A 23239-nucleotide genomic window follows, 5' to 3' on the forward strand; every position below is an offset into this window, starting at 1 on the left:
AATGTCTATCGCTGAAAAAATCAAGGTCCTCATCGTGGACGACCAGGTGACCAGCCGGCTTCTGTTGAGCGATGCACTGACACAGCTCGGCTTCAAACAGATCACCGCGGCCGGCGACGGTATGCAGGGCGCGCAGATCATGGCCCAGCAGCCGCATCACCTGGTGATCTCGGATTTCAACATGCCGAAGATGGACGGGCTTGGCCTGCTCCAGGCGGTGCGTTCGAACCCGGCCACCAAGAAGGCCGCCTTCATCATCCTGACCGCCCAGGGCGACCGGGCTCTGGTGCAGAAGGCCGCACAGATGGGTGCCAACAATGTCCTCGCCAAGCCGTTCACGATCGAAAAGATGCGTGCTGCCATCGAGGCCGTGTTTGGATCCCTGAAATGAATGCAGACGGCTTTCGGCGTATGCATGTCATACAGGGCGAATGGAAGGTCTCGAACGATCCTTCCGTGGTCCTCTCTACAGTGCTCGGTTCCTGTGTCGCTGCGTGCCTGCGCGATCCGACGAACGGCGTAGGTGGCATGAACCATTTTCTGCTGCCGGGCTCCGTCGATGCCCTGGCGCAAGGTGGCGATGTCTCGCGCTATGGCGTTCATCTGATGGAATTGCTGATCAACGGCCTCCTGAAGCAGGGCGCGCGCCGCGACCGCCTGGAAGCCAAGATTTTCGGTGGCGCCAAGACGATCGCCTCGTTTTCGAATGTCGGTCAGCAGAATGCCGATTTCGCGACCGGTTTCCTGCGCGACGAAGGCATCCAGATCGTCAGCGCGTCCACGGGTGGTGATGCCGGCCGCAAGCTCGAATTCTGGCCGGTGTCGGGCCGGGCGCGTCAATATGCGCTGACCGGTGCCGAGACCCAGCGTACCGTCCGCCAGGAAACACGTCCGATTGCCGTTCCGAAGCCAGTCGAAAGTTCAATCGAGTTCTTTTAAAATCAGGTGTTGCGTCATGCAGTCGAGTTTTGCGTCGAATAAACTTCCTCACGAGGAATCGCTCCCGGACATCCTGATGCGTATCGTTGCCGAATTGCACGATGTCGCCTACCTCATCGAGCGCATTGAGCCCTCGATATCCGATAACCACGCAGGTCAGCTCCTCGGTGCTGCCGAGAAGTTGATGGTGATGCAGGGCATCGACCTGGCGGTTCAGAAGACCCGCGGCCTGGCCGAATTCATCGACACGATTGCCGCCGGCATTCCCGAGGAGCATCTGGTCGATGTCGCAACCGCGCTCAACCTCGTCAAGCTCGCCGACATGCAGAAGGCGCTGTCCGGCGGTGGGCTCCGCCATGGACACTCCCAGCCGCTTAATAGGGCCGCGGGCGACTTCGACTTGTTCTAGGGTTTCCACAGGCTCCGGGTTTCCGGGGCACGCATATGACCGGAAGGGCTGAACGCCCGCTCAACTATTCCTTCTGAAGAAAACCTTCGCGCAAGTTTGATCTCGTAGCTTGTCGTCGAGAATGATCTCTCGGCATGACTCTGCAAACGCGTGAGAACAGAATGAATCTGTTGAATCAGCTTACTGCCATCCTGAAAAACCTGGGCGGACTGGGGTCGGGCCGCCTTTTGGCGCTCGGCGCGGTGGGCGTGGCAATCATCGTAATGGTGCTGTTCGGCACGTACTACGTCAACAAGCCCGGCTACGAGACGCTCTACGTCAATCTCGAATCCAGCGACCTCAACCAGATCAGCATGGCGCTCTCCGAAGGCGGCATTGATTTCCAGACCGCCGGCGATGGCACCACCATCATGGTGCCGGTCGGCCAGACGAGCAAGGCACGTCTTTTCCTTGCCGAACGCGGCCTGCCGAACTCCGCCAATGCCGGCTACGAACTTTTCGACAATGTCGGCTCGCTCGGCCTCACCTCCTTCATGCAGGAAGTCACCCGCGTTCGCGCCCTTGAAGGCGAAATCGCCCGCACCATCCAGACGATCGACGGCATAACCGCGGCGCGCGTGCATATCGTGATGGCCGATCGTGGTTCGTTCCGCCAGGCGGAACAGAAGCCGACGGCATCGGTGATGATACGGGCCTCCCAGTCGGCGGGCCGGCAGGCCGCAGCCTCCATCCGCCATCTTGTCGCCTCGGCCGTGCCGGGGCTTTCGATGGATGACGTGACGATCCTCGATTCGGCCGGCCAGTTGCTGGCATCCGGCGACGACCCGGCCAACAGTTCGATGAACCGCTCCCTCAACATCTCCCAGAATGTCCAGATGGAGCTGGAGAGCAATATCGACAAGGCGCTCGGGCCCTTCCTCGGCATGGACAATTTCCGCGCCTCGGTCACTGCCAAGCTCAACACCGATGCCCAGCAGATCCAGGAAACCATCTACGATCCGGAATCCAAGGTCGAACGCTCCGTGCGGGTTACCAAGGAGAACCAGAAGTCCGAGCAGGTCAGCGCCGACGAGGCGGCGACGGTCGAGCAGAACGTGCCCCAGGGCAATGATTCGACCACGACAGGACCAAAGTCTTCCGACCAGAACGACAAGAAAGAAGAGCAGACCAACTTCGAGATCAATTCGAAGACTGTCGCCACGGTGCGCAACGGCTACACGATCGACAAGCTTTCGATCGCCGTCGTGATTAATCGCGGCCGCGTCATGAAGCTCGTCGGAGAGCCCTTCGACCAGACAAAGTACGACGGCTTCATCAGCGAGATGCAGAAGATCGTTGCGTCGGCTGCCGGCCTTGACGAGGCGCGCGGAGATACGGTCAACGTCACCGCGATGGATTTCCTCGAGAACCAGCTTCTCGCGGATGCCGCGACGGGCGAGTCCTTCATGGATGTCTTCATGCGCAACATGGGCAGCATGATCAATGCGCTGGCTTTCGTCGTGGTGGCATTCCTCATCGTCTGGCTGGGCTTCCGCCCGCTGATCCGGGCGATCGGCGGCCCCGAACTGGCCGCAGCCCAGGTTGGCGGTCCGGCGGGTGTCATGCCGCTCGGCGAAACCTCCGGCCTCGAACTGCCGGACTTCTCCCCGCCGTCGGTCGGTGGACCGGGGTCCACACTCATGGAAGGCTTCGGTTCGGACTTCGGCTTCGACTCGACCGAGGACCTGCTCACCATGGACGAGGAAGGCGGCGGACTGGCCAAGCGCGTCAAGGAAGGCCCCGAGCGGCGCCTGGCCCGCATGGTGGATCTCTCCGAAGAGAGAGCGGCCAAGATCCTGCGCAAATGGGCATCCAACGACAAAGCGGCCTGAGGGCCGCTTTCCTCTTATCAGCGACTGGCCTTCTGACAGCTATGCGAAATCTTGTGGTGAAGATTTCACACGTTGACAATTCCGGATATAAATTAACTCACGTTAATATTCATTGAATTCGTCCGCGAATCAGAACATCAAATAGGGCAGGTGATTCGCAAATCGGGGCTGCGAACCACTGGGGAAATTCTAATTTCCTTAGGCCAGAGATGCGGTGGGCTAGGTGACGGGGATTAAGCAGAACGAATTGCCGAAGAACGGGGCTTCCGAGCAAGCCCCGGCTCCTGAACTGCGGCATATGACGAACGAGCAACTCGTGAACCGCCTCGCGGAGGCCGCCGAAAGTGGCGACATCTCCAGGGGCTTGCGGGCACTGTCCGACTATGTGGGTGCGGCCGGCTTCCTGTTGATCCGTCAGGATATCAACAGTGAAAATGCGCTCGAAAACGTGATCTCTTCCAATTGGCCCTTCGACCTCGTGCGCAAAAGCGGCGCGTCGCTGATGTCCGACCTGTCACGTGCGACCGAACTCGACAAATGCCTCTCGATTCTTCAGCCGCTGTTCGCGATGATGCCGGATACGCCGGACCTGCCGAAGGGTGCAAGCCAGCAATACTGCTCGGTCAATTTCAATGTCGGCCGCAATCGCTATTGCCTCACCTTCATGTGCCCCGCGGACTTCATTTTTTCCCAGCAGCGCGTGCGCGCAACGGGTGTCTATGCGAGCTATCTTGCGAGCCTCATGTTCAGCGAGCACGTGAAGGTCAGCCGCGAACTCGAGCTGACGGATCGCGAACTGGAATGCCTTTACTGGATCGCCGAAGGCAAGACGAGCGACGAGATCGCCACGATCATCGGCATTTCGAAGAACACGATCAACAATTACATCACCAGCGTCATGCGCAAGACGGCCACCCGGACGCGTTCCGAGGCGATAGCCTATGCGGTGCGGCACAATCTGGTTTGACAGGGGAGAGCGGCGGCGGCGATGAAGGATACCAAGGGGAAGAACGATACCGCCAAACGGCAGGGGCGGCCTGTCAGCCGGGCGGATTTCTTTCCGAGACTGGTGGCCATGCAGCGTTTCGCGCATGCCAGGAATTTCGCCGTCTTCAAGACCAACAATTCAGGTCTGCCGAGCCGCCGCAAGCTCACCTGCATCATCGACAATTTCGCGTCGGATGGCGATATCGCGGCGTCCGAGATCCTCGACCATTACAGCCAGGCCCTGCTGGATCATCTCGAAATCTCTTCGCTGCCGCTGCTCTGGAACGGGGTAGAGGCGAGTCAGACGGCGGAGACCACCGATTTCGCCGGCTTCGTCAAGCACATCAAGCCGAACGTTCTGCCCGTGTCGGGCGTCGCCTTTCCGGTCAGGCTCGGCGGCATGGGCAACGGTTACACGGTGTTCGTGGCGAACTACTTCGATCTCACCAGCGAGGCAGTGGTCGATCTGCATGACAGGAGCCACCAGTTGATGATGGATCTTCTTGTCCTCGACGAGCGGCGTTCGGCGCCGGATGAGGTGCTGAGCAGCCGCGAGATATCCTGCCTGCAACTGGCGGGCGACGGTCTCGTCAGCGAGGAAGTGGCGGAGAAGCTCCGGCTGTCCGTCCATACGGTCAACGCCTATCTGGCGGCGGCGACCATGAAGCTCGATTCGGTGAACCGCATCCAGGCGATCGCCAAGGCGATCCGGCTCGGCTACATCGCCTGAGCTGAGCGGTCTTCACCACCACCGGATACCACGAAGCGCGCGTCGATCAGCGATCGCGCCAGGAATGCCGTGTCGTCGTCGGGATCGACCGACGGCCGGTGGAAATTGATGTGATTGATCTCGACGCCGGCCTGCAGGTCGGCAAGCGACAGCTGGGCGTAGATCGTGACGCCCTCCGGCTTGATCTCCAGGTCGAGCACGATTTCGGGTTTGGAATCCCAGTCCAGCCGATAGTCGCCGCCGGTGCCGAAGCGCACGGTGCCCGGCAGGAAATAGAGCTCCGCCGCCGATGCGACGAGATCGGAAATGTTGCCCCAACGCTCATAGCGCAACAGCGATACGAGGTCGGCAGCATCGATCAGGCGCAGTTCTGTCGCCACAGGCGATAGAGCTTCGGCAACGATCTTCTCGTGCTCCGTGGAATGCGGTATCTTTTTCATCAATGCTAGCTCGCGCGTCTGGGTTTGCTCTTCGAAGCGTAGATTCGCTGGATGAGTTCAGCGACCGCCTTGTAAAACACCGGCGGAATCACACTATCCACCGAGACTTGCGCAAACATTGAGCGTGCCAGGGGCTTGTCCTCGAACACGGGGATGCCGTGCTCCTCCGCAATGGCACGGATCTTGAGCGCGATGAGGTCCGCGCCCTTGGCGACGACGACAGGCGCCGCGTCTTCCTCTCGCACGTAGCGCAGCGCGACCGCGAAGTGGGTTGGGTTGGCGATGACCATGGTGGCGCGGGGAACCGCGGCCATCATGCGCTTGCGGGCGAGGTCGCGGGCGAAGGACCGCTGGCGCTGCTTCATGATGGGATCGCCATCCATTTGCTTGCGCTCTTCCTTCACCTCTTCCTTGGTCATCTTGAGTTCGGTGAACCACTGATGGTGGGTCCAGAAATAGTCCGCGATGCCGATCGTGGCGGTCGCGAAGATGATGATGATCAGGATCACCTTGACGTCGGATGTCAGCCGGCCGAGCAGGAAGGTCGGATCGGCATACATCGCGTCGAGCGAGGAGATGAATTCGCTCTTCAGCGAGAAGGTGATCACGGTGCCGACGACGACGACCTTGAACAGCGACTTGCCGAATTCGACATAGCCGGGCAGGCCGAAGATGCGGTTGAAGCCGGCCGGGATGCTGAGCCGTGAAAGCTTCGGAGAAATACGTTCGAGCACCGGGGTCGGCAGGTTCTGCATGATCGAGGCCGCGACGCCGAACATTGCCATCAGAACGAACGCCGGCGCGACGAGTGCCGAGGATTCCCAGCCGAGCCGCACGAACAACGCCACGATGTCCTGGCCGTTCTCGAACCGCCACTGGTCGGGCTTCTCGAAGAGGTCCCGAAGCGTCTCCCAGAGATGGGCGACGCCCGCGGGCAAATAGAAGAGCAGGTAGATGTAGATCGCCAGCGTCGAGGCGAAGACCGTGACTTCGCGAGAGAAAGGTACGTTACCTTTCTCCGCCGCTTCGCTAAATCTTCGTTGGGTAGGGGCTTCTGTTTTGCTGTCTTTATCAACACCATCAGCCATAGGATAATCTCCTCGAGCTTATGGTGATCAGGCTGCAGCGGCCTGGTCGGTTTCCTTGAGCTGGATCTGGCCGTTGACGGCAAGACGGATGGCTTCCTGCGCGATCGACCGGCGGGCGACGGCGATGGCGCGGGCATTGACGCCCGCCCCGGCCGCGCCGAGATCGGCTTCGATCATGCGTCGCTGGCGCGCGCCGATCGACGACAGCACGGCCTCGCGGAGATCCATCGCCGTGTCGCGCAGCGCCATGGTGATGACATCGGCCGAGATGTCGTTGAAGAGCTGAACCCGGCTGCGTTGCGGCATGATGAGCAGGTCTTCGAAGAGGAAGATCTTCGGCCGCACCTTGGTGGCTGCATCCCTGGACAACGCTTCCAGCGAATCGAGCAGCGTTTCGACCTCGGTCTTGTCGAGCTGGTTCATCAGGTCCGCGACCTTGACGCTGCCGACCGAGTTGCGCTCGGAGTCGAGTTCGCGGATGATTTCCATCACGCGGTTCTCGATGACCTGAGCCGCCTTGGGGCTCACGTCCTTGAGGTTGACCGTACGGTTGAGGATATCGGCGCGGCGGCTCTCGGGCATCTGCATGAGCACCTTGGCGCCCGCCGACGAGGGGATCATCGACAGGATATAGGCGATCGTCTGCGGATGCTCGCTGAGCAGGTATTTCGCGATGAAGGTCGGATCGGCGTTTTCGAGCTGGTCCCAGATCGACGTCTCGAGCGCCTGGAAGGTGGCGCGACGGCCGAGCAGGCCGTCAACTTCATCAGGCGTCAGGCCTTCCTCGAGGATGCCCTCGATCGCCTTGGCATTGTCCATCAGGCCTGCACCTTCGGTGAACAGGTCCTCGAACTCGTTGACCAGCCCCACCAGTTCCTGCGGCGGGACGCTCCTGAGCGTCTGCGCCGACTGGATGATCGCCTGCAACTCGGCCTGGGTGAAATATTTGAGAAGCCTGCCGGCGACACCTCGCCCCATGGCAAGCAGGACGGCCGCCGCCTTTTCAGGCGAGGACAGGCCGTCTCCCGAGTTCTCGAAACTATCGAAGTCGAACATGCGAAAACCTCCCCGGGTTCATCCCGGCTGTTTCCAGTGCGACGATCAGGATTTCCTGATCGCCATGACCTCGATCAGCCTGATGCCGAATCGGGTCTCGTCATTTTCCAGAACTGTGATCTCACCGCGGCCGATCAGCCGGCCGTTGACAACAAGGTCAACCGGCTCGCCGATCTTGCGGTCGAGAGAAATCGTAGCGCCTTCGGTCAGGTTCATCAGACCGGAGACTTGCATGCGGCTCGAACCGAGTACGATCTGGACGTCGATCGGAATGTCCATGATCATGTCGAGATTGGAATTCATCGAGCTGCCGGGCTCGGAAGCCTGCCTCTCGTTGAAGCTTGGTGCGGCACCGAAGTCATTTCCGCCGAAGGCGTTGCCGCCAAGGCCTGTATCGCCGCCGAAGGAGGTCGATGCGCCGAATTCCGAACCGAAATCCGAAGCCGTGTCGCCATCGAGCCCGAAGTCGGAGCCAATGTCGGATTCGGCATCGGTGTCGAGGCCGAAATCGCCACCGAAGCTCGTGTCCGTTGTTGCAGCAGGGAAATCCGCGCCGAAATCGTTGTCGAGCGCCGCGCCACCACTCGCGTCGGCATCCAATACGCCGCGCAGATCATCGATTGCCTGGTCCAGCTCGGCGTCGATGCCGGGGGTTTCCAGAGCCTGATCCTCTAATTTTGCTTTCTTCGGTGCCATGTCGAAACTATTCCACTTGTAACTTGTGCCGGGCTTTATTTTGAAAAGGGATTGTAGAAAATCATGCTTTCGCCATGAGGTCGTTCAGCAGGTCGTTCTCACCGCCCACCGTGTCCTTCACTCTCACTGTGTAGCGTTCGCCGGAGCGGCCGAACTCGCAATCGTAAAGATCGCGACCATTGGCGCTGACTTGCACGGTGACGTCGGTCTTTTCGAGAAAGGGGATGACGTCCCCGGGCCTGAGCCTCGAGATCGCGCCGAGCTTGAGAGGCGTCAACCGGATGCGGGCCTCTACCTTGACGTCGGAACGGCGGACCTGTTCCTGGATCATTTCCGCCCAGCCCGGAGGCGCCTTCGAGGTTGTCGTGGCCTTCGGCGCCTTCACATCGGTCTTCAAAAGCGTCCGATGCGGGATGATGATGCAGAAATGGCTGGTCAGCGTGCCGAATTCGATCCTGATCCGCACCATCGCCGCGAAGGGATCGACATAATCTTCCGGATGCTTGGGCTTGTCCTTGGCGTTGTACGGCTTGGTCAGGATCGGCTCGTAATTGCCCGGCGCATTGACCGCGGATTTGAGCACCGAGGCGATCTTGTCGGTGATCATCGGCGCCATTTCCAGCTCGATGCTCGAGGCCGGCCGCGCCACCGGTTCGACCAGCCTTTCCGGATCGCCGCCCAAGAGGCATTCGACCATCGCGGAAATGATCTGCGAGGGACATGCGATCGTGAAGTCCGAGCACCAGTTCTTCAGCGATCCATCGACGAACACCATGTAGTCGTCGAGGTGGCCGAGCAGGTCGTCCTTGAGGCCCGTCTCGCAGTAATCGTAGGCGAAGGTGAACTTCAGCGCCGCTTCCGATTCGATCAGGTCCGGCAGGAATGTTGAAAACACGGCGCCGAGGTCGGCGCAGGTCTTTCCGATCCTGGAGTTATTTCCGAGTTCGCCGGTCATGATGGCCAGCAGCTTCGGATCCATGGGTAGGGTGTTGCGAGCAGTCATTGCTTCAACTTCCGTTTTTTAAGCAGCTTTTTCTCCGCCGCCGCCAGGATTCATCATTTCCTGTTCGACAGCATCGATGGATGGACGTTCGTAGGAGGAGATCGTCTTGCGGCCGTATTCGAGCGCCACCTGCGGCACGGAGCCGTTCATGTAGGCGATGAGCGTCTGCTTGACGATGACATAGAGCCTGTTCTGCTTCGACCGCACCGCTTTCATCATGGAGCAGAGCGGATTGACGATGCAGTAGGAAACGAGAATGCCGGTGAAGGTACCGACGAGTGCTGCGCCGATCAGGTGGCCGAGCACTTCCGGCGGTTCGCTGATCGCGCCCATGGCGTGGATAACGCCGAGGACGGCCGCGACGATACCGATGGCGGGAAAGGCGTCGCCCATCGCCTGGACAGCGTGATAGGACTTCATCTTGTCATGCGAGATCGTCTCGATCTCCTCGTCCATCAGCGCCTCGATCTCATGGCTGCGGGCGTTGCCGATGATGATCAGGCGGACATAATCGCAGATGAAGGCCGTCAATTCCTTGTTCTTGAGAATCGTCGGCGCCGTCAGGAAGATGGCGGATTCCTCGGGATTGTCGATATGGGCTTCGATCTCGTTGCGCGACTTGGTGCGGAGATCCCGCATCAGCGAATAGAGCACGCCGAGCGTATCGAGATAATGGCGTTCCTTCGGAACCTTGTTCTTGAAGGCCTCGCCCAGCGACTTGCCGGAATCCTTGATTACCTTCATCGGATTGCCGGCGACGAACGCGCCAAGGCCCGAACCGATGATGATGATGAATTCGTACGGCTGCCACAGGACGTCGATGTGACCGCCGCTGGCCATGAAGCTGCCGATGATGCAGCCAAAGACGATGACCAGACCGATGATGATATTCATGAGACGGAGCCTGCGCCTGTTACTGGAATATGGACTTTGGAAATAGAGATTCTGGCTTGCGTGAAGCTGTTGGAAGGCTCTGTTTTGCAACCAAAATCCGGAACAGGTTCGCGCAAGCAAATGCCACCACATTCCCTCCCAGGAAGCAGGCGGGGGACTGGCATTCTTAATGTCTGCCGGCGCCGGGTTTCCGGTCAGAACCAATTCAAAATCGACTTTCCGGGAATGACTTTCCGGCACGGGGAAAGACCATGCAATCAGGTCTCTATGTAGCCTTGTCTTCGCAGATCGCGCTTGAGCGGCGTCTCACGACGATCGCGGACAACCTTGCCAACATGAATACGGTCGGATTTCGCGCTACTCAGCTCAAGTTCGACGACGTGATGACGCGCGCCGAGGGTACGCGTGTCGACTATGTCTCGGAAGGCGAGGAATACATATCCACCCAGAATGGTGGCCTGATTCAGACGAAAAATCCGCTCGATTTCGCGACCAAGGGCGACACCTGGTTTTCGATCGAAACGCCATCGGGCAGCGCTATCACCAAGGACGGCCGCTTCTCCATGCTTGAATCCGGCGCGCTCGTGACCCTGGAAGGCTATCCGGTGCTCGATGCTGGCGGCGGCCAGATCACCCTCAATCCCCAGGCCGGTGCACCGGACCTTTCAAGCGACGGCACGCTCTATCAGAATGGGTTGCCCGTCGCGGCACTTGGCCTGCTCGAGGCGAATATCGGTCCGAACTTCACCCGCGCCGGCAACAGCGCGATCATCCCGTCCGAGCAGCCGCAGGCGGTCGTCGATCGCGCCGACGCCGGTGTCGTACAGGGCTATCTGGAACAGGCCAATATCAACCCGATCCAGCAGATGACGCAGATGATCACCGTGTCGCGGGCCTTCGAGAACGTCACGCAGCTGATGCGCGACAGCGAGACCAGCCTGTCCGATGCGATCAAGACACTCGGCGGCGCGCGCTAACATGAACGGGTATTGAGCCTTGATGGATCTTCCTGAAATGACCGGCACTAGCCGCAAGATGGCCGCCACCGCGGCCGTGCTGCGGCGCTTCAGCCATCCGGAAATGCTCGTTGCCCATGGCGGCCGGGTCAAGACGATGGCCGCGGGCCACTACACTGTCACCGGCCTTTCCCATCACCTTCGGCTCGGCGAGTTTGTGGCGCACCAGACCCGAACTGGCGTACATCTCGGCGAGGTCGTGCGCGTCGAGCCGGACCTCGCCTATGTCTGCCCCATCGAACCCGGTGAGCCGATCGGCATTGGTGATCTCATTCTCCGGCGCGGTGCATTTCGCTTGGCGCCGACGGAAAACTGGTGCGGCCGTACCATCAATTCGCTCGGCGAGCCGATCGACGGTCTCGGGCCGCTCGAAAGCGGTATCCATCGCCGGCCGATCTCCAACACCGCGCCGCCGTCGATGACCCGCCAGCGGGTGACCAAGGGCTTCAAGACAGGCGTGCGCGCCATCGATATCTTCTCGCCGCTCTGCCTCGGCCAGCGCCTCGGCATTTTCGCGGGCTCCGGCGTCGGCAAATCGACGCTTCTGTCGATGCTGGCCCGCGCCGACGCCTTCGACAAGGTCGTGATCGCACTCGTGGGCGAACGCGGCCGTGAAGTGCGCGAATTCATCGAGGACACGCTCGGCGAAAACCTGAAGAAGTCGGTGGCGGTGGTCGCGACCTCGGATGAAAGCCCGATGCTGCGCAAGATGGCGCCGCTCTCGGCGGTCACCATTGCCGAACACTTCCGCGACCAGGGCGACAATGTCCTGCTCATCGTCGACAGCGTGACGCGCTTCGCACACGCCATCCGGGAGGTCGCGACTGCCTCGGGCGAGCCGCCGATCGCGCGCGGATATCCCGCGTCGGTCTTTACCGAAATGCCGAAGCTGCTCGAACGCGCCGGGCCGGGGCCGGAAGGCACGGGCTCGATCACGGCGATCATTTCGATCCTCGTCGATGGCGACAATCACAACGATCCGATCGCCGATTCGACCCGCGGCATTCTCGATGGCCACATCGTGCTCGATCGGTCGCTGGCGGAGGAGGGACGTTACCCGCCGATCAATCCGCTCACCTCGGTCTCGCGTCTCGCGCGCAAGGCGTGGCAAGGCGATGAAGAGAAACTGGTCGGCCGGCTGAAGGCATTGATGCACCGTTTCGAGGAAACCCGTGATCTCCGGCTCATCGGCGGCTATCGCCAGGGCGCGGATCCGGATCTCGATATCGCCGTCAAGCAGGTGCCGGTAATCTACGAAATTCTCAAGCAGACGCCAAGCGACCGTCCGGCCAGGGACAGCTTCGCCGACCTCGCCAATGCGCTGAAGGCGGCCGCCCAGGCTCAGCCGCAACAGGGCGCCCCGATAAGGCAGAGATGATATGACCGATTTCGACGCAGACGAACCCGTGTCCCCGCTCTCCCCCAAGCGCAAGGGTCTTTTTACCGCCGATCGCGTGATCGGCTGGTCGGGGGCCTTGCTCGCGCTGGTCGCCGCGTTCTTCCCCTGGTACGTCTTTTTCAACGAGGACAAGTTCGGCCTCGAATATATCCGCCAGATCACCTCGCGCGACCTGCCCGAACGGGCCGGCAAGGCGGTCGTGATCGCCTCGCCGAGCGGCATCGGCGATCGCGACAACAACACCGTCCTGCCCAAGCCGGAAGACCAGATCATCACCGGAACCGTGCCGGCCGCAGCGGTCGAGGAGGATAACCAGGAACAAGCATCCATTCCGGCCCAGCCTTTCCCGGCCGCACCGCGCGTCTTCCGCCTGCTGCATGTCGTCAAGGGCCAGGCGATGATCGAGGATCGCACAGGCATTTATGTCGTCCGGGAAGGCGACACGCTGCCCGACCTCTCGAAGGTGACCAGCCTGGAAGAGCGTGACGGCAAGTGGGTCATCGTGACCGACAAGGGCGTGGTCTACGCTCCAAGCGGAAAATAGCGCCCGATGGCGCAGGTTTTCCGCCGCTTCGGCTGGTTAACCAATCGTTAATACACAGCAAGTCCCGCGCAAGATTGTCTTCGTAAGTTCATGCCAGTCATGATGACGGAGATAGTGATGGAATCAATCCAGCTTTTTGCAGTTGCGTCCCGGCAGGCCGAATGGCTCAGCGTTCGTCAGAGCACCGTTTCCGGCAATATTGCCAATGCCAACACGCCCGGTTTCCGGGCCAAGGATGTCACGCCGTTCGACGCCGTGCTCCAGAACACCACCATGCCGATGACGACGACCAACCCGCTGCATTTCACCGATGCGACGGCCGACCGTTATGTGGTCGAGTCCGAGGTCAACGAAGGCAGCGCGCAGCAACTCTCGGGCAATTCGGTGGAGCTTTCCGACGAGCTGATGAAGGAGGGCATGATCAAGCGCGATTACGACCTCAACACAGCCATCGTGAAATCCTTCAACAGGATGATGATGATGACCGTGAGAAAGGGCTGATAAATGGATCCGTTGACAGCATCCCTCAAAATCTCGGCATCGGGTCTCGAAGCCCAGTCCGCCCGCCTGCGCGTGGTGTCGGAAAATCTGGCCAACGCTCGCTCGACAGGCGATACACCGGCCGCCGATCCCTATCGCCGCAAGACGATCTCCTTCAACGAAGAGCTCGACCGCGCGTCCGGCGTGATGACCGTCGAAATCAAGAAGCTCGGCGTCGATCGCTCCGATTTCCAGACCGAGTATGATCCGGGCAATCCCGCGGCCGACGCCAATGGCGTGGTCAAGATGCCGAATGTGAACATCCTCGTGGAAATGGCAGACATGCGGGAAGCGAACCGCTCCTACGAGGCCAATCTGCAATCGATCCGCCAGGCGCGCGATCTTATCTCCTCCACCATCGATCTCCTGAGGTCATCGTCATGATAGACGCAATCAATTCAGTCAGTTCGGCGGCGCTTGCCGCCGCCATGCGGGACGCGTCCACCAAGGAAGTGGCACCCGCCATCGCCGAGACAGATCCGAGCGGCGCGACATTCGCCGACTTCGTCAACTCGGTGAGCACCAATTTCTCGCAAAGCCTCAAGACGGCCGAACAAACTTCGATGGACGGCATCCTTGGCAAGGCAAGCACAAGGGAAGTGGTGGAGGCTGTCATGAGCGCCGACCAGACGCTGCAGACCGCCATGGCATTCCGCGACAAGGTCGTGTCGGCCTATCTCGAAGTCATAAGAATGCCAATCTAAGGATAAGCATCCATGAGAGCCCTAGCCATCGCAGCCACCGGCATGAACGCGCAGCAGACCAATCTCGAGGTCATCGCGAACAACATCGCCAACATCAACACGACCGGCTACAAGCGGGCGCGTGCTGAATTCTCCGACCTCATCTACCAGTCGGACCGGGCCGCGGGGGTACCCAACCAGGCAAACCAGCAACTGGTACCGGAAGGCATCCATATCGGCCTCGGCGTCAAGACTTCCGCCGTGCGCAACCTCCACACCGAGGGCGATCTGGTCGCGACCGGCAACAGCTATGACCTGGCGGTCATCGGCCGGGGCTTCTTCCAGATCGAAACCGCCGATGGCGGCACGGTCTACAGCCGCGACGGCGCCTTCAACACCAACGAGAATGGCGAAGTCGTCACCATCAACGGCGCACGTGTGATCCCGAACATCACGGTTCCGGTCGATGCGACCGAAGTCAGCATCAACCGTTCAGGCCAGGTTTTCGTCCGCATCGGCAAGGAAACGGATCTGACCCAGGTCGGCCAGCTCCAGCTCGCCAACTTCGTCAACGAAGCAGGCCTCAAGGAACTCGGCGACAACCTGTTCCAGGAAACACCGGCCTCCGGCGCGCCCGTCATCGGCGCACCCGACGATCCGGCCTACGGCTATATCCAGCAGGGCTATCTCGAAGGTTCGAACGTCGATCCGGTCAAGGAAATCACCGAGTTGATCTCGGCGCAGCGCGCCTATGAGATGAACTCCAAGGTGATCACCACCGCCGATGAAATGGCGGCCACCGTCAGCAAGAACATGAGATAAGTGAAAGGCAGGCAAACATGACGTTTCGCCCAGCATTTGCAAAGGCATTGAAGAGGACCGCCCTGGGCGCGGTTCTCTCGGCATCCGTCCTCGCTCCGTTGCACGTCATGGCCGACAATCTCGGCTATGCGGTCGTGCCGACGCAGATCATCTATCCCGGCGAGGAAATCGACTCCAAGCGGCTGCAGACAGTCGAGGTGACCAACAAGAACCTCTCCGGCGGCTATGCCCGCGAAATCTCGGAAGTGAGGGGCCTCGTGACCACTCGCACGTTGCTGCCGGGCCGTACCATCATGGTTTCCGCACTCCGCCAGCCCTTCACGGTCAAGCGCGGCGACAAGGTGCTGCTGGTCTACGACAATGGCGGGCTTCGCATAACCGCGTCCGGCACGCCGCTTGCCGATGGTATCGTCGGCGAACTCATCCAGGCCCGCAATACGGATACGGGCGTCATTCTTTCCGGTACCGTCATGCCGGACCGAACCGTGCTCGTGGTGCAGAAATGAAGAGAGCTTTCGCGCTCGCAATGGCATTGTTGATGGCGTTGGGCAGTCTTCCGGAGATGGCGAATGCCGCCTCGGTCGCCCGTATCAAGGACATCGCCTCGCTGCAGTCCGGGCGCGACAACCAGCTCATCGGCTACGGTCTCGTGGTCGGCCTGCAGGGCACCGGCGACAGCCTGAGGGCATCGCCCTTCACCGAGCAGTCGCTGCGCGCGATGTTGGAGAATCTCGGCATTTCCACCCAGGGCGGCGAGAATCGTTCGAAGAATATCGCTGCGGTCATGGTCACCGCCAATCTGCCGCCCTTCGCCAGCCCCGGCTCGCGCATGGATGTGTCGGTCAGTTCACTGGGCGATGCGACATCGCTGCGTGGCGGCACGCTGGTCATGACGTCGCTGACCGGCGCCGACGGGCAGATCTATGCCGTCGCCCAGGGCGCCATCATCGTTTCCGGATTTTCGGCGACGGGTGATGCCGCACAGCTCACACAGGGCGTAACGACGTCGGGCCGTGTACCCAACGGCGCCATCATCGAGCGACCGCTGCCTTCGAGGTTCAAGGATTCGGTCAACCTGGTCCTGCAATTGCGCAATCCCGATTTCTCCACCGCGGTTCGCATGTCCGACACGATCAACGCATTCGCGGCAACGACCTATGGCGGCCGCATCGCATCGGTCAACGACAACCAGGAGGTCGTTGTCGAGAAACCGCGCAATGCGGATCTCGCCCGGCTGATGGCCGAGATCGAGAACCTGACGGTCGAGGCGGATGCGCCGGCACGCGTTGTCATCAATGAACGAACCGGCACGATCGTCATCGGCGCCGATGTCCGGATCTCGCAGGTCGCAGTCAGCTACGGCACGCTCACCGTGCAGGTCAGCGAGAACCCGACCGTGGTCCAGCCTCTACCCTTCTCGGATGGCGTTACCGCGATACAGCCTTCGACGGATATCATCGCCGACCAGGCTGGCAGCAAGGTGGCGATCCTTTCCGGTCCCAATCTCAAAACCCTGGTATCCGGCCTCAACAGTATCGGCGTGAAGCCCGACGGCATCATCGCCATCCTGCAGGGCATCAAGTCGGCCGGCGCACTTCATGCGGAGCTCGTGTTGCAATGACGACTTTGAAGAGGTTTGCCCGTATAGCCGTTGCACCGGCACTCGTCCTGCTGGTCGGATCGCTCTCCGGGGCGCTCGCGCTGGAAGAAAAGCCGAAGCCCGCCGTCAAGACGGCGCGCGAGGAGATCAAGGCGTTCTGCGCCAACATCGCCGATTCAGCCCGCGACCAGCGCTACCTTCTCCAGCGCGAGGAACTCGCCAAGCTCCAGGCGCAGGTGGATGACCGCATCGCGCAACTCGAGAAGCGCAAGTCGGAATATGAAGGCTGGCTCAAGCAGCGCAACGATTTCCTCAAGAAGGCGGAAGGCGGGCTCGTCGATATCTACAAGGGCATGAAACCGGATGCCGCGGCCGGCCAGCTCAACCTGATCGATCCCAATCTGGCCTCAGCCATCATCATGAAGCTTTCGCCACGCCAGTCCAGCCAGATCCTTGCCGAGATGGATCCGAAGAAGGCCGCGGCCTTGACTGAGATCATCTCGGCCGCAGGCAGCCGCAATATGCAGAGGAATCCATCATGAAGTCTAAGCTTGCGGCGGTCCTGGTTACGACGGCGGCGCTCACGGGCTGCTCCGGCCAGGCGATCAAGGATCTCAACCGCGCGCCGGCCATGAGCCCAATCGGTGCGGGCCTCAATCTCGCCAAGACCAACGAACTGGCGCTCTATCCCAAGGAACCTCAGCAGGTGGCGACCGGCTACTCGCTGTGGAGCGATGAGAGATCGGCGCTCTTCAAGGACGCACGCGCGCTGAAGATCGGCGACATCCTGACGGTCACGATCAATATCGACGACAAGGCCTCGTTCGACAACACGACGGAACGCAGCCGCGAAAGCTCCTGGGCCAAGAAGTTCAACCTGTTCGGCTCCGATACCCATAACGACCATGGTCTCGATGCGTCGATCAGCAACTCGTCGAGTTCGGACGCCAAGGGCGATGGCTCGATCGAGCGCAAGGAAAAGCTCGACCTTCAGGTGGCCGTGGTTGTCACCGGCGTCATGGACAACGGCAATCTCCTGATCTCAGGTTCGCAGGAAGTCCGGGTGAACCAGGAACTGCGCGTCCTCAATCTCGCCGGTATCGCCCGGCCATACGATGTCGATGCCGACAACAAGATCTCCTACGAGAAGATCGCCGAAGCCCGCATCTCCTATGGTGGCCGTGGACGGCTCTCCGAAATTCAGAACGCACCGGTCGGCCAGCAGGTCATCGATGTTTTCTCACCGTTCTAGTCTGGAAAAGCCCGATGCTTGACGAAACGATGGGCCAGGCGCCCGCCAAAAAGTGGTCCGGGCTGATCATGACCATCGCGGCGGTGGGTGTCGTCACTGTCATCGCCGGCGCCGGCGGATGGATTTTGGGCGGCATGCTGACGCCCGATGTCGCGAAGCCGAAAATTGCCGAGCAGCCGGAATTGGCTGCAGCGGCCCCCGAAGGCGAGAAGGAAGACGGCCTGCCGCGCATCTCGACCGAAGCCAATGGCGTGATCCAGCTCGAACCGATCACCACCAATCTTGCCTTCCCGACGGATCGCTGGGTGCGGCTCGAAGTGGCGCTGCTGTTCAAGGACAAGCCCGACGTCAAGCTCGCCGAAACCATCCACCAGGATATCGCGGTCTATCTGCGCACGGTTTCGCTGCAGCAGATCGAGGGGCCGCGCGGCTTCCAGTATCTCAAGGAGGACCTTGAGGAGCGCATCGACATGATCTCCGAAGGCAAGGTCTCCAGATTGATGTTCAGGACATTTCTGATCCAATGACCCGTCACGCTCTCCGGAAGATCGCCATCGCCTTCGTCGTCATCCTGCTTTCGAGCCTGGCGGGCGGCGCGCTGGCGCAGACGACGACGCCCGATATTCTCAATACGCCGGTCAACGGTTCGGTCGCCAACTGGATCATCCGGACCTTCGGCCTGCTCACCATCCTCTCGGTGGCGCCCGGCATCCTGGTCATGGTCACCAGCTTTCCGCGCTTCATCATTGCCTTCTCGATCCTGCGGTCGGGCATGGGACTGGCGAGCACGCCGTCCAACATGATCCTGACGAGCCTCGCGCTGTTCATGACCTTCTTCGTCATGGCGCCGACGCTCGACCGGGCCTGGCGTGACGGCGCGCAGCCATTGCTCGCCGAACAGATCACCGAGGCGGAGGCGCTGCAGCGCGTGTCCGTGCCTTTCCGCGAATTCATGGCCGCCAACACACGCGACAAGGACCTCAAGCTGTTTGCCGATATCGCCACCGAACGCGGCCAACAGACCACGACCGGCGGCCAGGTCGACCTCCGGGTCCTGGTTCCCGCATTCATGATCTCGGAAATCCGGCGTGGCTTCGAGATCGGCTTCCTGATCGTGCTGCCGTTCCTGGTCATCGACCTGGTCGTGGCGACGATCACCATGGCGATGGGCATGATGATGCTGCCGCCGACCTCGATCTCTTTGCCGTTCAAGATATTGTTCTTCGTGCTGATCGATGGCTGGAACCTGCTTGTCGGCAGTCTCGTGCGGTCGTTCTCTTAGACACCCAAACAATCAAAACGATACGATTCCGTAAAAGGCGCGCTAGAACTAGCTAGCGCGTCTTTACCTTTCGTTTTCTATGAATTGAGCGGTCCGGCGGCTGGGTCCTCCGATTAAGACAAACGCAAGCATTGAAACCAATAGTAGCCCTCACACGACAGTAAGGACCCGAACGAAAAACGGGCCGAGTGGCATGAAGCCGAACCGTCGTCACCGGTAAAATTCGCATGAACCCGGTATGTCCCTCATCTGTAACGCGTATTAAAGGGACACCCCCATGAGCAGCATTATGACTAACAACTCCGCGATCGCGGCCCTTTCCACCCTGCGTTCGATTTCGCAGGACATGGAAAAGACGCAGAACCGGGTTTCCACGGGTTATCGCGTCGCTGACGCTTCCGACAACGCCGCCTACTGGTCGATCGCTACCACGATGCGTTCCGACAACAAGGCACTGTCCACTGTCCAGGACGCGCTTGGTCTGGCAGCTGCCAAGACCGATACTGCTTTCACCGGTCTGAACACGGCCATCGACGTCGTCTCCGAAATCAAGGCCAAGCTCGTTGCCGCCCGCGAACCGGGTGTCGACAAGACCAAGATCAATTCGGAACTGACCGAACTCAAGAACCAGTTGGTCTCGATCTCCGAGTCCGCTTCGTTCTCCGGCCAGAATTGGCTCTACAACGACGACTCGACTGCCAACACGACGGTCGAAATGGTCGGTTCGTTCAACCGCAAGGCTGACAACTCCGTTTCCGTCGGCGTGCTCGAATTCGACACCAGCACATCGACGCTCGTCGATACCTTCGACGCGGAAGGTGGCTTGCTGACAAGCACGATCACCATCACCACCGGCACCGGCACCAACACGACGGCCGCCAGCTTCTTCCTGGTTGATGCTTCGTCGCAGACTGCTTCTTCCGGCACTGAAATCGAGCTCTCGACAACCACCACGGACGCTGACCTCGACGGCATGATCTCCGCTGTCGACTCGATGCTGACCACGATGACCGACGCTGCCGCGACCCTCGGCGCCGCCAACACCCGCATCACCATGCAGGACAATTTCGTTGCCGACCTGATGGACGTGATCGACAAGGGCATTGGCCGCCTGGTCGATGCCGACATGAACGAAGAGTCGACCCGCCTCAAGGCGCTCCAGACCCAGCAGCAGCTCGGTATCCAGGCGCTCTCGATCGCCAACTCGAACTCCGAGAACATCCTGTCGCTCTTCCGTTAATCCGGAAAGCATCAGGGTCAATAAAGAGCCGCCCGGGGACTCCTGGGCGGCTTTTTCGTGCCGAATTTTTTATGGCTAACAAACGTGGTTAATAGCTATCCAACCTTCAAGGTTCCTTAACCTTAACGGTGTTTATTGGATCTCATAGAAACGACGGGCTGACCTTAATACACCGGTTAGCTGGCATGAAGCTGTCCATCGTTACCGGTTCTGACATCCCGGAATGTCCCTTCCAATTATTTACCCGTTCCAGAGGGGCAGTACGAATATGACGAGTATCATCACCAACACCGCTGCAATGGCGGCTCTTGCTACCCTGCGCTCCATCGGCCAGGACATGGAAGAGACCCAGAGCCACGTATCCTCGGGCCTTCGCGTCAACCGCGCTGCCGACAACGCCGCTTACTGGTCGATCGCAACTACCATGCGCTCGGACAACAAGGCACTCTCCACCGTTCAGGACGCCCTCGGTCTGGGTGCAGCCAAGACGGACACCGCCTATACCGGCCTGAACTCGGCGATCGACGTGGTCACCGAAATCAAGGCCAAGCTCGTCGCCGCCCGCGAACCGGGCGTTGATAAGGACAAGATCGACTCGGAACTTACCGAGCTGAAGAACCAGCTGGTATCGATCTCCGAATCGGCCTCCTTCTCGGGCGAGAACTGGCTCTACAATGACGACGCGACCATTAACACGACGGTCGAAATGGTCGGTTCGTTCAACCGTGCAGCCGACAACACCGTTTCGGTCGGTATCCTCGAGTTCGACACCTCCACCTCCACACTCGTCGATACGTTTGATGCTGCCAACGGCCTGCTGACCGGCGACGTCGTCGTCACGACCGGCACCGGCACCAACACGACATCCGCCACGTACTTCCTGGTGAATGCATCGTCGCAGACCGTGGCTTCCGGCGTCGAAATCGCGCTCGACTCCACGACCACGTCCACCGATATCGACGGCATGATCTCCGCAGTGGAATCCATGCTGGCATCGATGACCGACTCCGCGGCCACGATCGGCTCGACCAACATGCGCATCGAGTTGCAGGACAACTTCGTTGCCGACCTGATGGACGTGATCGACAAGGGCATCGGCCGTCTGGTCGACGCCGACATGAACGAAGAGTCAACCAAGCTCAAAGCCCTGCAGACGCAGCAGCAGCTCGGCATCCAGTCGCTCTCGATCGCCAACTCCAATTCCGAAAACGTGCTCTCGCTCTTCCGTTAAGAACGAGCCACTTCGGTCTGATATCAAGCGCCGGCTGCCCAGCAGCCGGCGTTTTCCGTTTCTCCACGACTTCCCGCAGCAACGCACCGGGAGGTCGTTTCCGTTTGGGGACAAAGTCAGCCTGCCGCAAGCTTCGACAGCCAGAATAGCATCGCAGGCATTTGTGCCGGCGGGGTTGCCGTGGTGTTCATGATGGACGCCGCTCGACTGCTGCAGACGTTGCCAATTTTAGACGTTATTAATGTTGTTTAATAATTCCTGACTCGGCGCTGGTCTGTTAACCGCTGGTTAACCATGAATGTTTACATAGAATTAAAGAATGGCGGATCGGTCACCCAGGGCAAAGCGGTGCCGATAGCATGAAGCGTAGCTGCCATTGCCGGTGCGTAGACTCCGGAATGTCCCTGAAACTCCCTATGGGGCAAAGAATATGACCAGCATGATGACCAATGCAGCCGCTATGGCTGCCCTGCAGACCCTCCGCGACATCAATCAGAAGATGGAAACGACGCAGCAGCGCGTTTCATCCGGCTACCGGGTGGAAACGGCGTCGGACAATGCCGCCTATTGGTCGATCGCAACGACCATGCGTTCGGACAACAAGGCGCTGTCCACCGTTCAGGACGCCCTCGGACTGGGCGCGGCGAAAACCGACACCGCCTATACCGGTCTCGAATCGGCGATCGACGTGGTCACGGAAATCAAGGCCAAGCTGGTCGCGGCACGCGAGCCGGGCGTCGACAAGAACAAGATCAACGAAGAATTGCGCGAGTTGAAGGCACAGTTGCAGTCGATCGCGGAATCGGCGTCGTTCTCCGGCGAGAACTGGCTGTACAACGACACCACGTTTCCGCCGACAACGGTCGAGATGGTGGGCTCGTTCAATCGCGCGTCGGATGGCACCGTTGCCGTCGAGACACTCGAATTCGACACACGCACATCGACGCTGATCGACACCAATGATGCGGGACAGGGCATCCTGACGCGCGCCGTGGTTACGACCCAGATGGTCGGTACGACGCCCACCGCTTCGACATACTTCCTCCTCAATGCCGGCTCCACCACTGCCGCGAGCGGGACCGAGGTCGGCCTTTCCACCACGACCACCGATCTGGAAGTCGACGGCATGATCTCGGCAGTCGATGCCATGCTGATGACGCTCACGGATTCGGCGGCGACGCTCGGTTCGATCAACATGCGTATCGAGATGCAGGACGAATTCGTGTCGACGTTGATGGACGTGATCGATAAGGGCATCGGTCGTCTCGTCGATGCCGACATGAACGAGGAATCGACGCGGTTGAAAGCACTGCAGACGCAGCAGCAGCTTGGTATCCAGGCGCTTTCGATCGCCAATTCCAACGCCGAAAACATCCTCCAGCTCTTCAAGTAAGAGCCGGGATGGGCGCGCCGGCCGGGGCATATCGAGGCTCCGGCAGTCTCCGCCAGATTTGATTCGGGAGAACCTCGGGTGGCCGGACCGGTCGGCATCTGAGGGTTTGGGAACACCCGTTCCA

28 protein-coding genes are annotated in these 23239 nt (G+C 60.2%); 22 read left to right on the top strand and 6 right to left on the bottom strand.

Annotation, left to right across the window (positions count from 1 at the left end):
- Position 1 precedes the first annotated feature (1 nt).
- From IHQ71_RS04735 to visR, 6 genes are all read left to right on the top strand, one after another.
- A complete protein-coding gene (locus IHQ71_RS04735; protein WP_258160808.1) occupies positions 2 to 391 on the top strand; it encodes a response regulator in 390 nt (129 codons plus the stop codon).
- Positions 388 to 939: a chemoreceptor glutamine deamidase CheD gene (gene cheD / locus IHQ71_RS04740; RefSeq protein ID WP_258160809.1), complete on the top strand. Its 552-nt coding sequence runs from the start codon at positions 388 to 390 to the stop codon at positions 937 to 939. Before IHQ71_RS04735 ends, cheD begins: the two co-directional genes overlap by 4 nt.
- 16 nt (positions 940 to 955) lie before the next feature.
- Positions 956 to 1348 carry a hypothetical protein gene (locus IHQ71_RS04745; protein ID WP_258160810.1) on the top strand — a complete coding sequence of 131 codons (393 nt, stop codon included), beginning with the start codon at positions 956 to 958 and terminating at the stop codon, positions 1346 to 1348.
- Positions 1349 to 1509: 161 nt separating this feature from the next.
- Positions 1510 to 3219: a flagellar basal-body MS-ring/collar protein FliF gene (fliF, locus tag IHQ71_RS04750; protein ID WP_258160811.1), complete on the top strand. Its 1710-nt coding sequence runs from the start codon at positions 1510 to 1512 to the stop codon at positions 3217 to 3219.
- A gap of 298 nt (positions 3220 to 3517) precedes the next feature.
- On the top strand, positions 3518 to 4186 hold the full coding sequence (gene visN / locus IHQ71_RS04755; protein WP_258160812.1) for a transcriptional regulator VisN: 669 nt from the start codon (positions 3518 to 3520) through the stop codon (positions 4184 to 4186).
- 21 nt (positions 4187 to 4207) lie between these two features.
- Positions 4208 to 4936, top strand: a complete 729-nt coding sequence (gene visR, locus IHQ71_RS04760) for a transcriptional regulator VisR (protein ID WP_258160813.1) — start codon at positions 4208 to 4210, stop codon at positions 4934 to 4936.
- On the opposite strand, the gene IHQ71_RS04765 is transcribed toward visR, so the two are convergent.
- From IHQ71_RS04765 to motA, 6 genes are all read right to left on the bottom strand, one after another.
- Positions 4924 to 5376 (bottom strand): hypothetical protein, encoded by a 453-nt coding sequence (locus IHQ71_RS04765; RefSeq protein ID WP_258160814.1) that lies wholly within the window; start codon positions 5374 to 5376, stop codon positions 4924 to 4926. The genes visR and IHQ71_RS04765 overlap by 13 nt on opposite strands.
- A gap of 5 nt (positions 5377 to 5381) precedes the next feature.
- Positions 5382 to 6464 carry a flagellar biosynthesis protein FlhB gene (flhB, locus tag IHQ71_RS04770; protein ID WP_258160815.1) on the bottom strand — a complete coding sequence of 361 codons (1083 nt, stop codon included), beginning with the start codon at positions 6462 to 6464 and terminating at the stop codon, positions 5382 to 5384.
- 27 nt (positions 6465 to 6491) lie between these two features.
- Positions 6492 to 7520 carry a flagellar motor switch protein FliG gene (locus IHQ71_RS04775; protein WP_258160816.1) on the bottom strand — a complete coding sequence of 343 codons (1029 nt, stop codon included), beginning with the start codon at positions 7518 to 7520 and terminating at the stop codon, positions 6492 to 6494.
- A gap of 45 nt (positions 7521 to 7565) precedes the next feature.
- The gene (fliN, locus tag IHQ71_RS04780; RefSeq protein WP_258160817.1) at positions 7566 to 8216 is read right to left on the bottom strand and encodes a flagellar motor switch protein FliN; all 651 of its coding nucleotides are present in this window, start codon (positions 8214 to 8216) and stop codon (positions 7566 to 7568) included.
- A 61-nt stretch (positions 8217 to 8277) separates the two neighbouring features.
- A complete protein-coding gene (locus tag IHQ71_RS04785; RefSeq protein WP_258160818.1) occupies positions 8278 to 9219 on the bottom strand; it encodes a FliM/FliN family flagellar motor switch protein in 942 nt (313 codons plus the stop codon).
- A gap of 18 nt (positions 9220 to 9237) precedes the next feature.
- Positions 9238 to 10113: a flagellar motor stator protein MotA gene (gene motA, locus IHQ71_RS04790; protein WP_258160819.1), complete on the bottom strand. Its 876-nt coding sequence runs from the start codon at positions 10111 to 10113 to the stop codon at positions 9238 to 9240.
- A 251-nt stretch (positions 10114 to 10364) separates the two neighbouring features.
- Here motA and flgF point away from each other — a divergent pair, with 251 nt between their 5' ends.
- From flgF to IHQ71_RS04870, 16 genes are all read left to right on the top strand, one after another.
- Entirely contained in the window at positions 10365 to 11090 is a 726-nt protein-coding gene (gene flgF, locus IHQ71_RS04795) for a flagellar basal-body rod protein FlgF (protein ID WP_258160820.1), read from the top strand.
- A 37-nt stretch (positions 11091 to 11127) separates the two neighbouring features.
- Complete coding sequence (gene fliI, locus IHQ71_RS04800; RefSeq protein ID WP_258160821.1) at positions 11128 to 12507, top strand: flagellar protein export ATPase FliI; 1380 nt, start codon at positions 11128 to 11130, stop codon at positions 12505 to 12507.
- A 1-nt stretch (position 12508) separates the two neighbouring features.
- Positions 12509 to 13072, top strand: a complete 564-nt coding sequence (locus tag IHQ71_RS04805) for a flagellar protein (RefSeq protein WP_258160822.1) — start codon at positions 12509 to 12511, stop codon at positions 13070 to 13072.
- Between the two features lie 117 nt (positions 13073 to 13189).
- Entirely contained in the window at positions 13190 to 13573 is a 384-nt protein-coding gene (gene flgB / locus IHQ71_RS04810) for a flagellar basal body rod protein FlgB (RefSeq protein ID WP_258160823.1), read from the top strand.
- Positions 13574 to 13576: 3 nt separating this feature from the next.
- Positions 13577 to 13996: a flagellar basal body rod protein FlgC gene (gene flgC / locus IHQ71_RS04815; RefSeq protein ID WP_258160824.1), complete on the top strand. Its 420-nt coding sequence runs from the start codon at positions 13577 to 13579 to the stop codon at positions 13994 to 13996.
- A complete protein-coding gene (locus tag IHQ71_RS04820; RefSeq protein WP_258160825.1) occupies positions 13993 to 14316 on the top strand; it encodes a flagellar hook-basal body complex protein FliE in 324 nt (107 codons plus the stop codon). Before flgC ends, IHQ71_RS04820 begins: the two co-directional genes overlap by 4 nt.
- A gap of 12 nt (positions 14317 to 14328) precedes the next feature.
- Positions 14329 to 15117 (top strand): flagellar basal-body rod protein FlgG, encoded by a 789-nt coding sequence (gene flgG, locus IHQ71_RS04825; protein ID WP_258160826.1) that lies wholly within the window; start codon positions 14329 to 14331, stop codon positions 15115 to 15117.
- Between the two features lie 17 nt (positions 15118 to 15134).
- A complete protein-coding gene (gene flgA / locus IHQ71_RS04830; RefSeq protein WP_258160827.1) occupies positions 15135 to 15623 on the top strand; it encodes a flagellar basal body P-ring formation chaperone FlgA in 489 nt (162 codons plus the stop codon).
- Positions 15620 to 16738, top strand: a complete 1119-nt coding sequence (locus IHQ71_RS04835; protein ID WP_258160828.1) for a flagellar basal body P-ring protein FlgI — start codon at positions 15620 to 15622, stop codon at positions 16736 to 16738. Before flgA ends, IHQ71_RS04835 begins: the two co-directional genes overlap by 4 nt.
- A complete protein-coding gene (locus IHQ71_RS04840; RefSeq protein ID WP_258160829.1) occupies positions 16735 to 17259 on the top strand; it encodes a MotE family protein in 525 nt (174 codons plus the stop codon). Before IHQ71_RS04835 ends, IHQ71_RS04840 begins: the two co-directional genes overlap by 4 nt.
- Complete coding sequence (gene flgH, locus IHQ71_RS04845; protein WP_258160830.1) at positions 17256 to 17969, top strand: flagellar basal body L-ring protein FlgH; 714 nt, start codon at positions 17256 to 17258, stop codon at positions 17967 to 17969. Before IHQ71_RS04840 ends, flgH begins: the two co-directional genes overlap by 4 nt.
- A gap of 14 nt (positions 17970 to 17983) precedes the next feature.
- The gene (gene fliL, locus IHQ71_RS04850; RefSeq protein ID WP_258160831.1) at positions 17984 to 18496 is read left to right on the top strand and encodes a flagellar basal body-associated protein FliL; all 513 of its coding nucleotides are present in this window, start codon (positions 17984 to 17986) and stop codon (positions 18494 to 18496) included.
- Positions 18493 to 19251 carry a flagellar type III secretion system pore protein FliP gene (fliP, locus tag IHQ71_RS04855; RefSeq protein WP_258160832.1) on the top strand — a complete coding sequence of 253 codons (759 nt, stop codon included), beginning with the start codon at positions 18493 to 18495 and terminating at the stop codon, positions 19249 to 19251. Before fliL ends, fliP begins: the two co-directional genes overlap by 4 nt.
- Positions 19252 to 19528: 277 nt before the next feature.
- Complete coding sequence (locus tag IHQ71_RS04860) at positions 19529 to 20491, top strand: flagellin (RefSeq protein WP_258160833.1); 963 nt, start codon at positions 19529 to 19531, stop codon at positions 20489 to 20491.
- Between the two features lie 268 nt (positions 20492 to 20759).
- The gene (locus IHQ71_RS04865; protein ID WP_258160834.1) at positions 20760 to 21722 is read left to right on the top strand and encodes a flagellin; all 963 of its coding nucleotides are present in this window, start codon (positions 20760 to 20762) and stop codon (positions 21720 to 21722) included.
- 430 nt (positions 21723 to 22152) lie between these two features.
- Positions 22153 to 23115: a flagellin gene (locus IHQ71_RS04870; RefSeq protein ID WP_258160835.1), complete on the top strand. Its 963-nt coding sequence runs from the start codon at positions 22153 to 22155 to the stop codon at positions 23113 to 23115.
- The last annotated feature ends 124 nt before the right edge of the window (positions 23116 to 23239 follow it).

Origin of the sequence: Rhizobium sp. TH2 (genome assembly GCF_024707525.1) — a bacterium.
GTDB lineage: Bacteria > Pseudomonadota > Alphaproteobacteria > Rhizobiales > Rhizobiaceae > Rhizobium_E.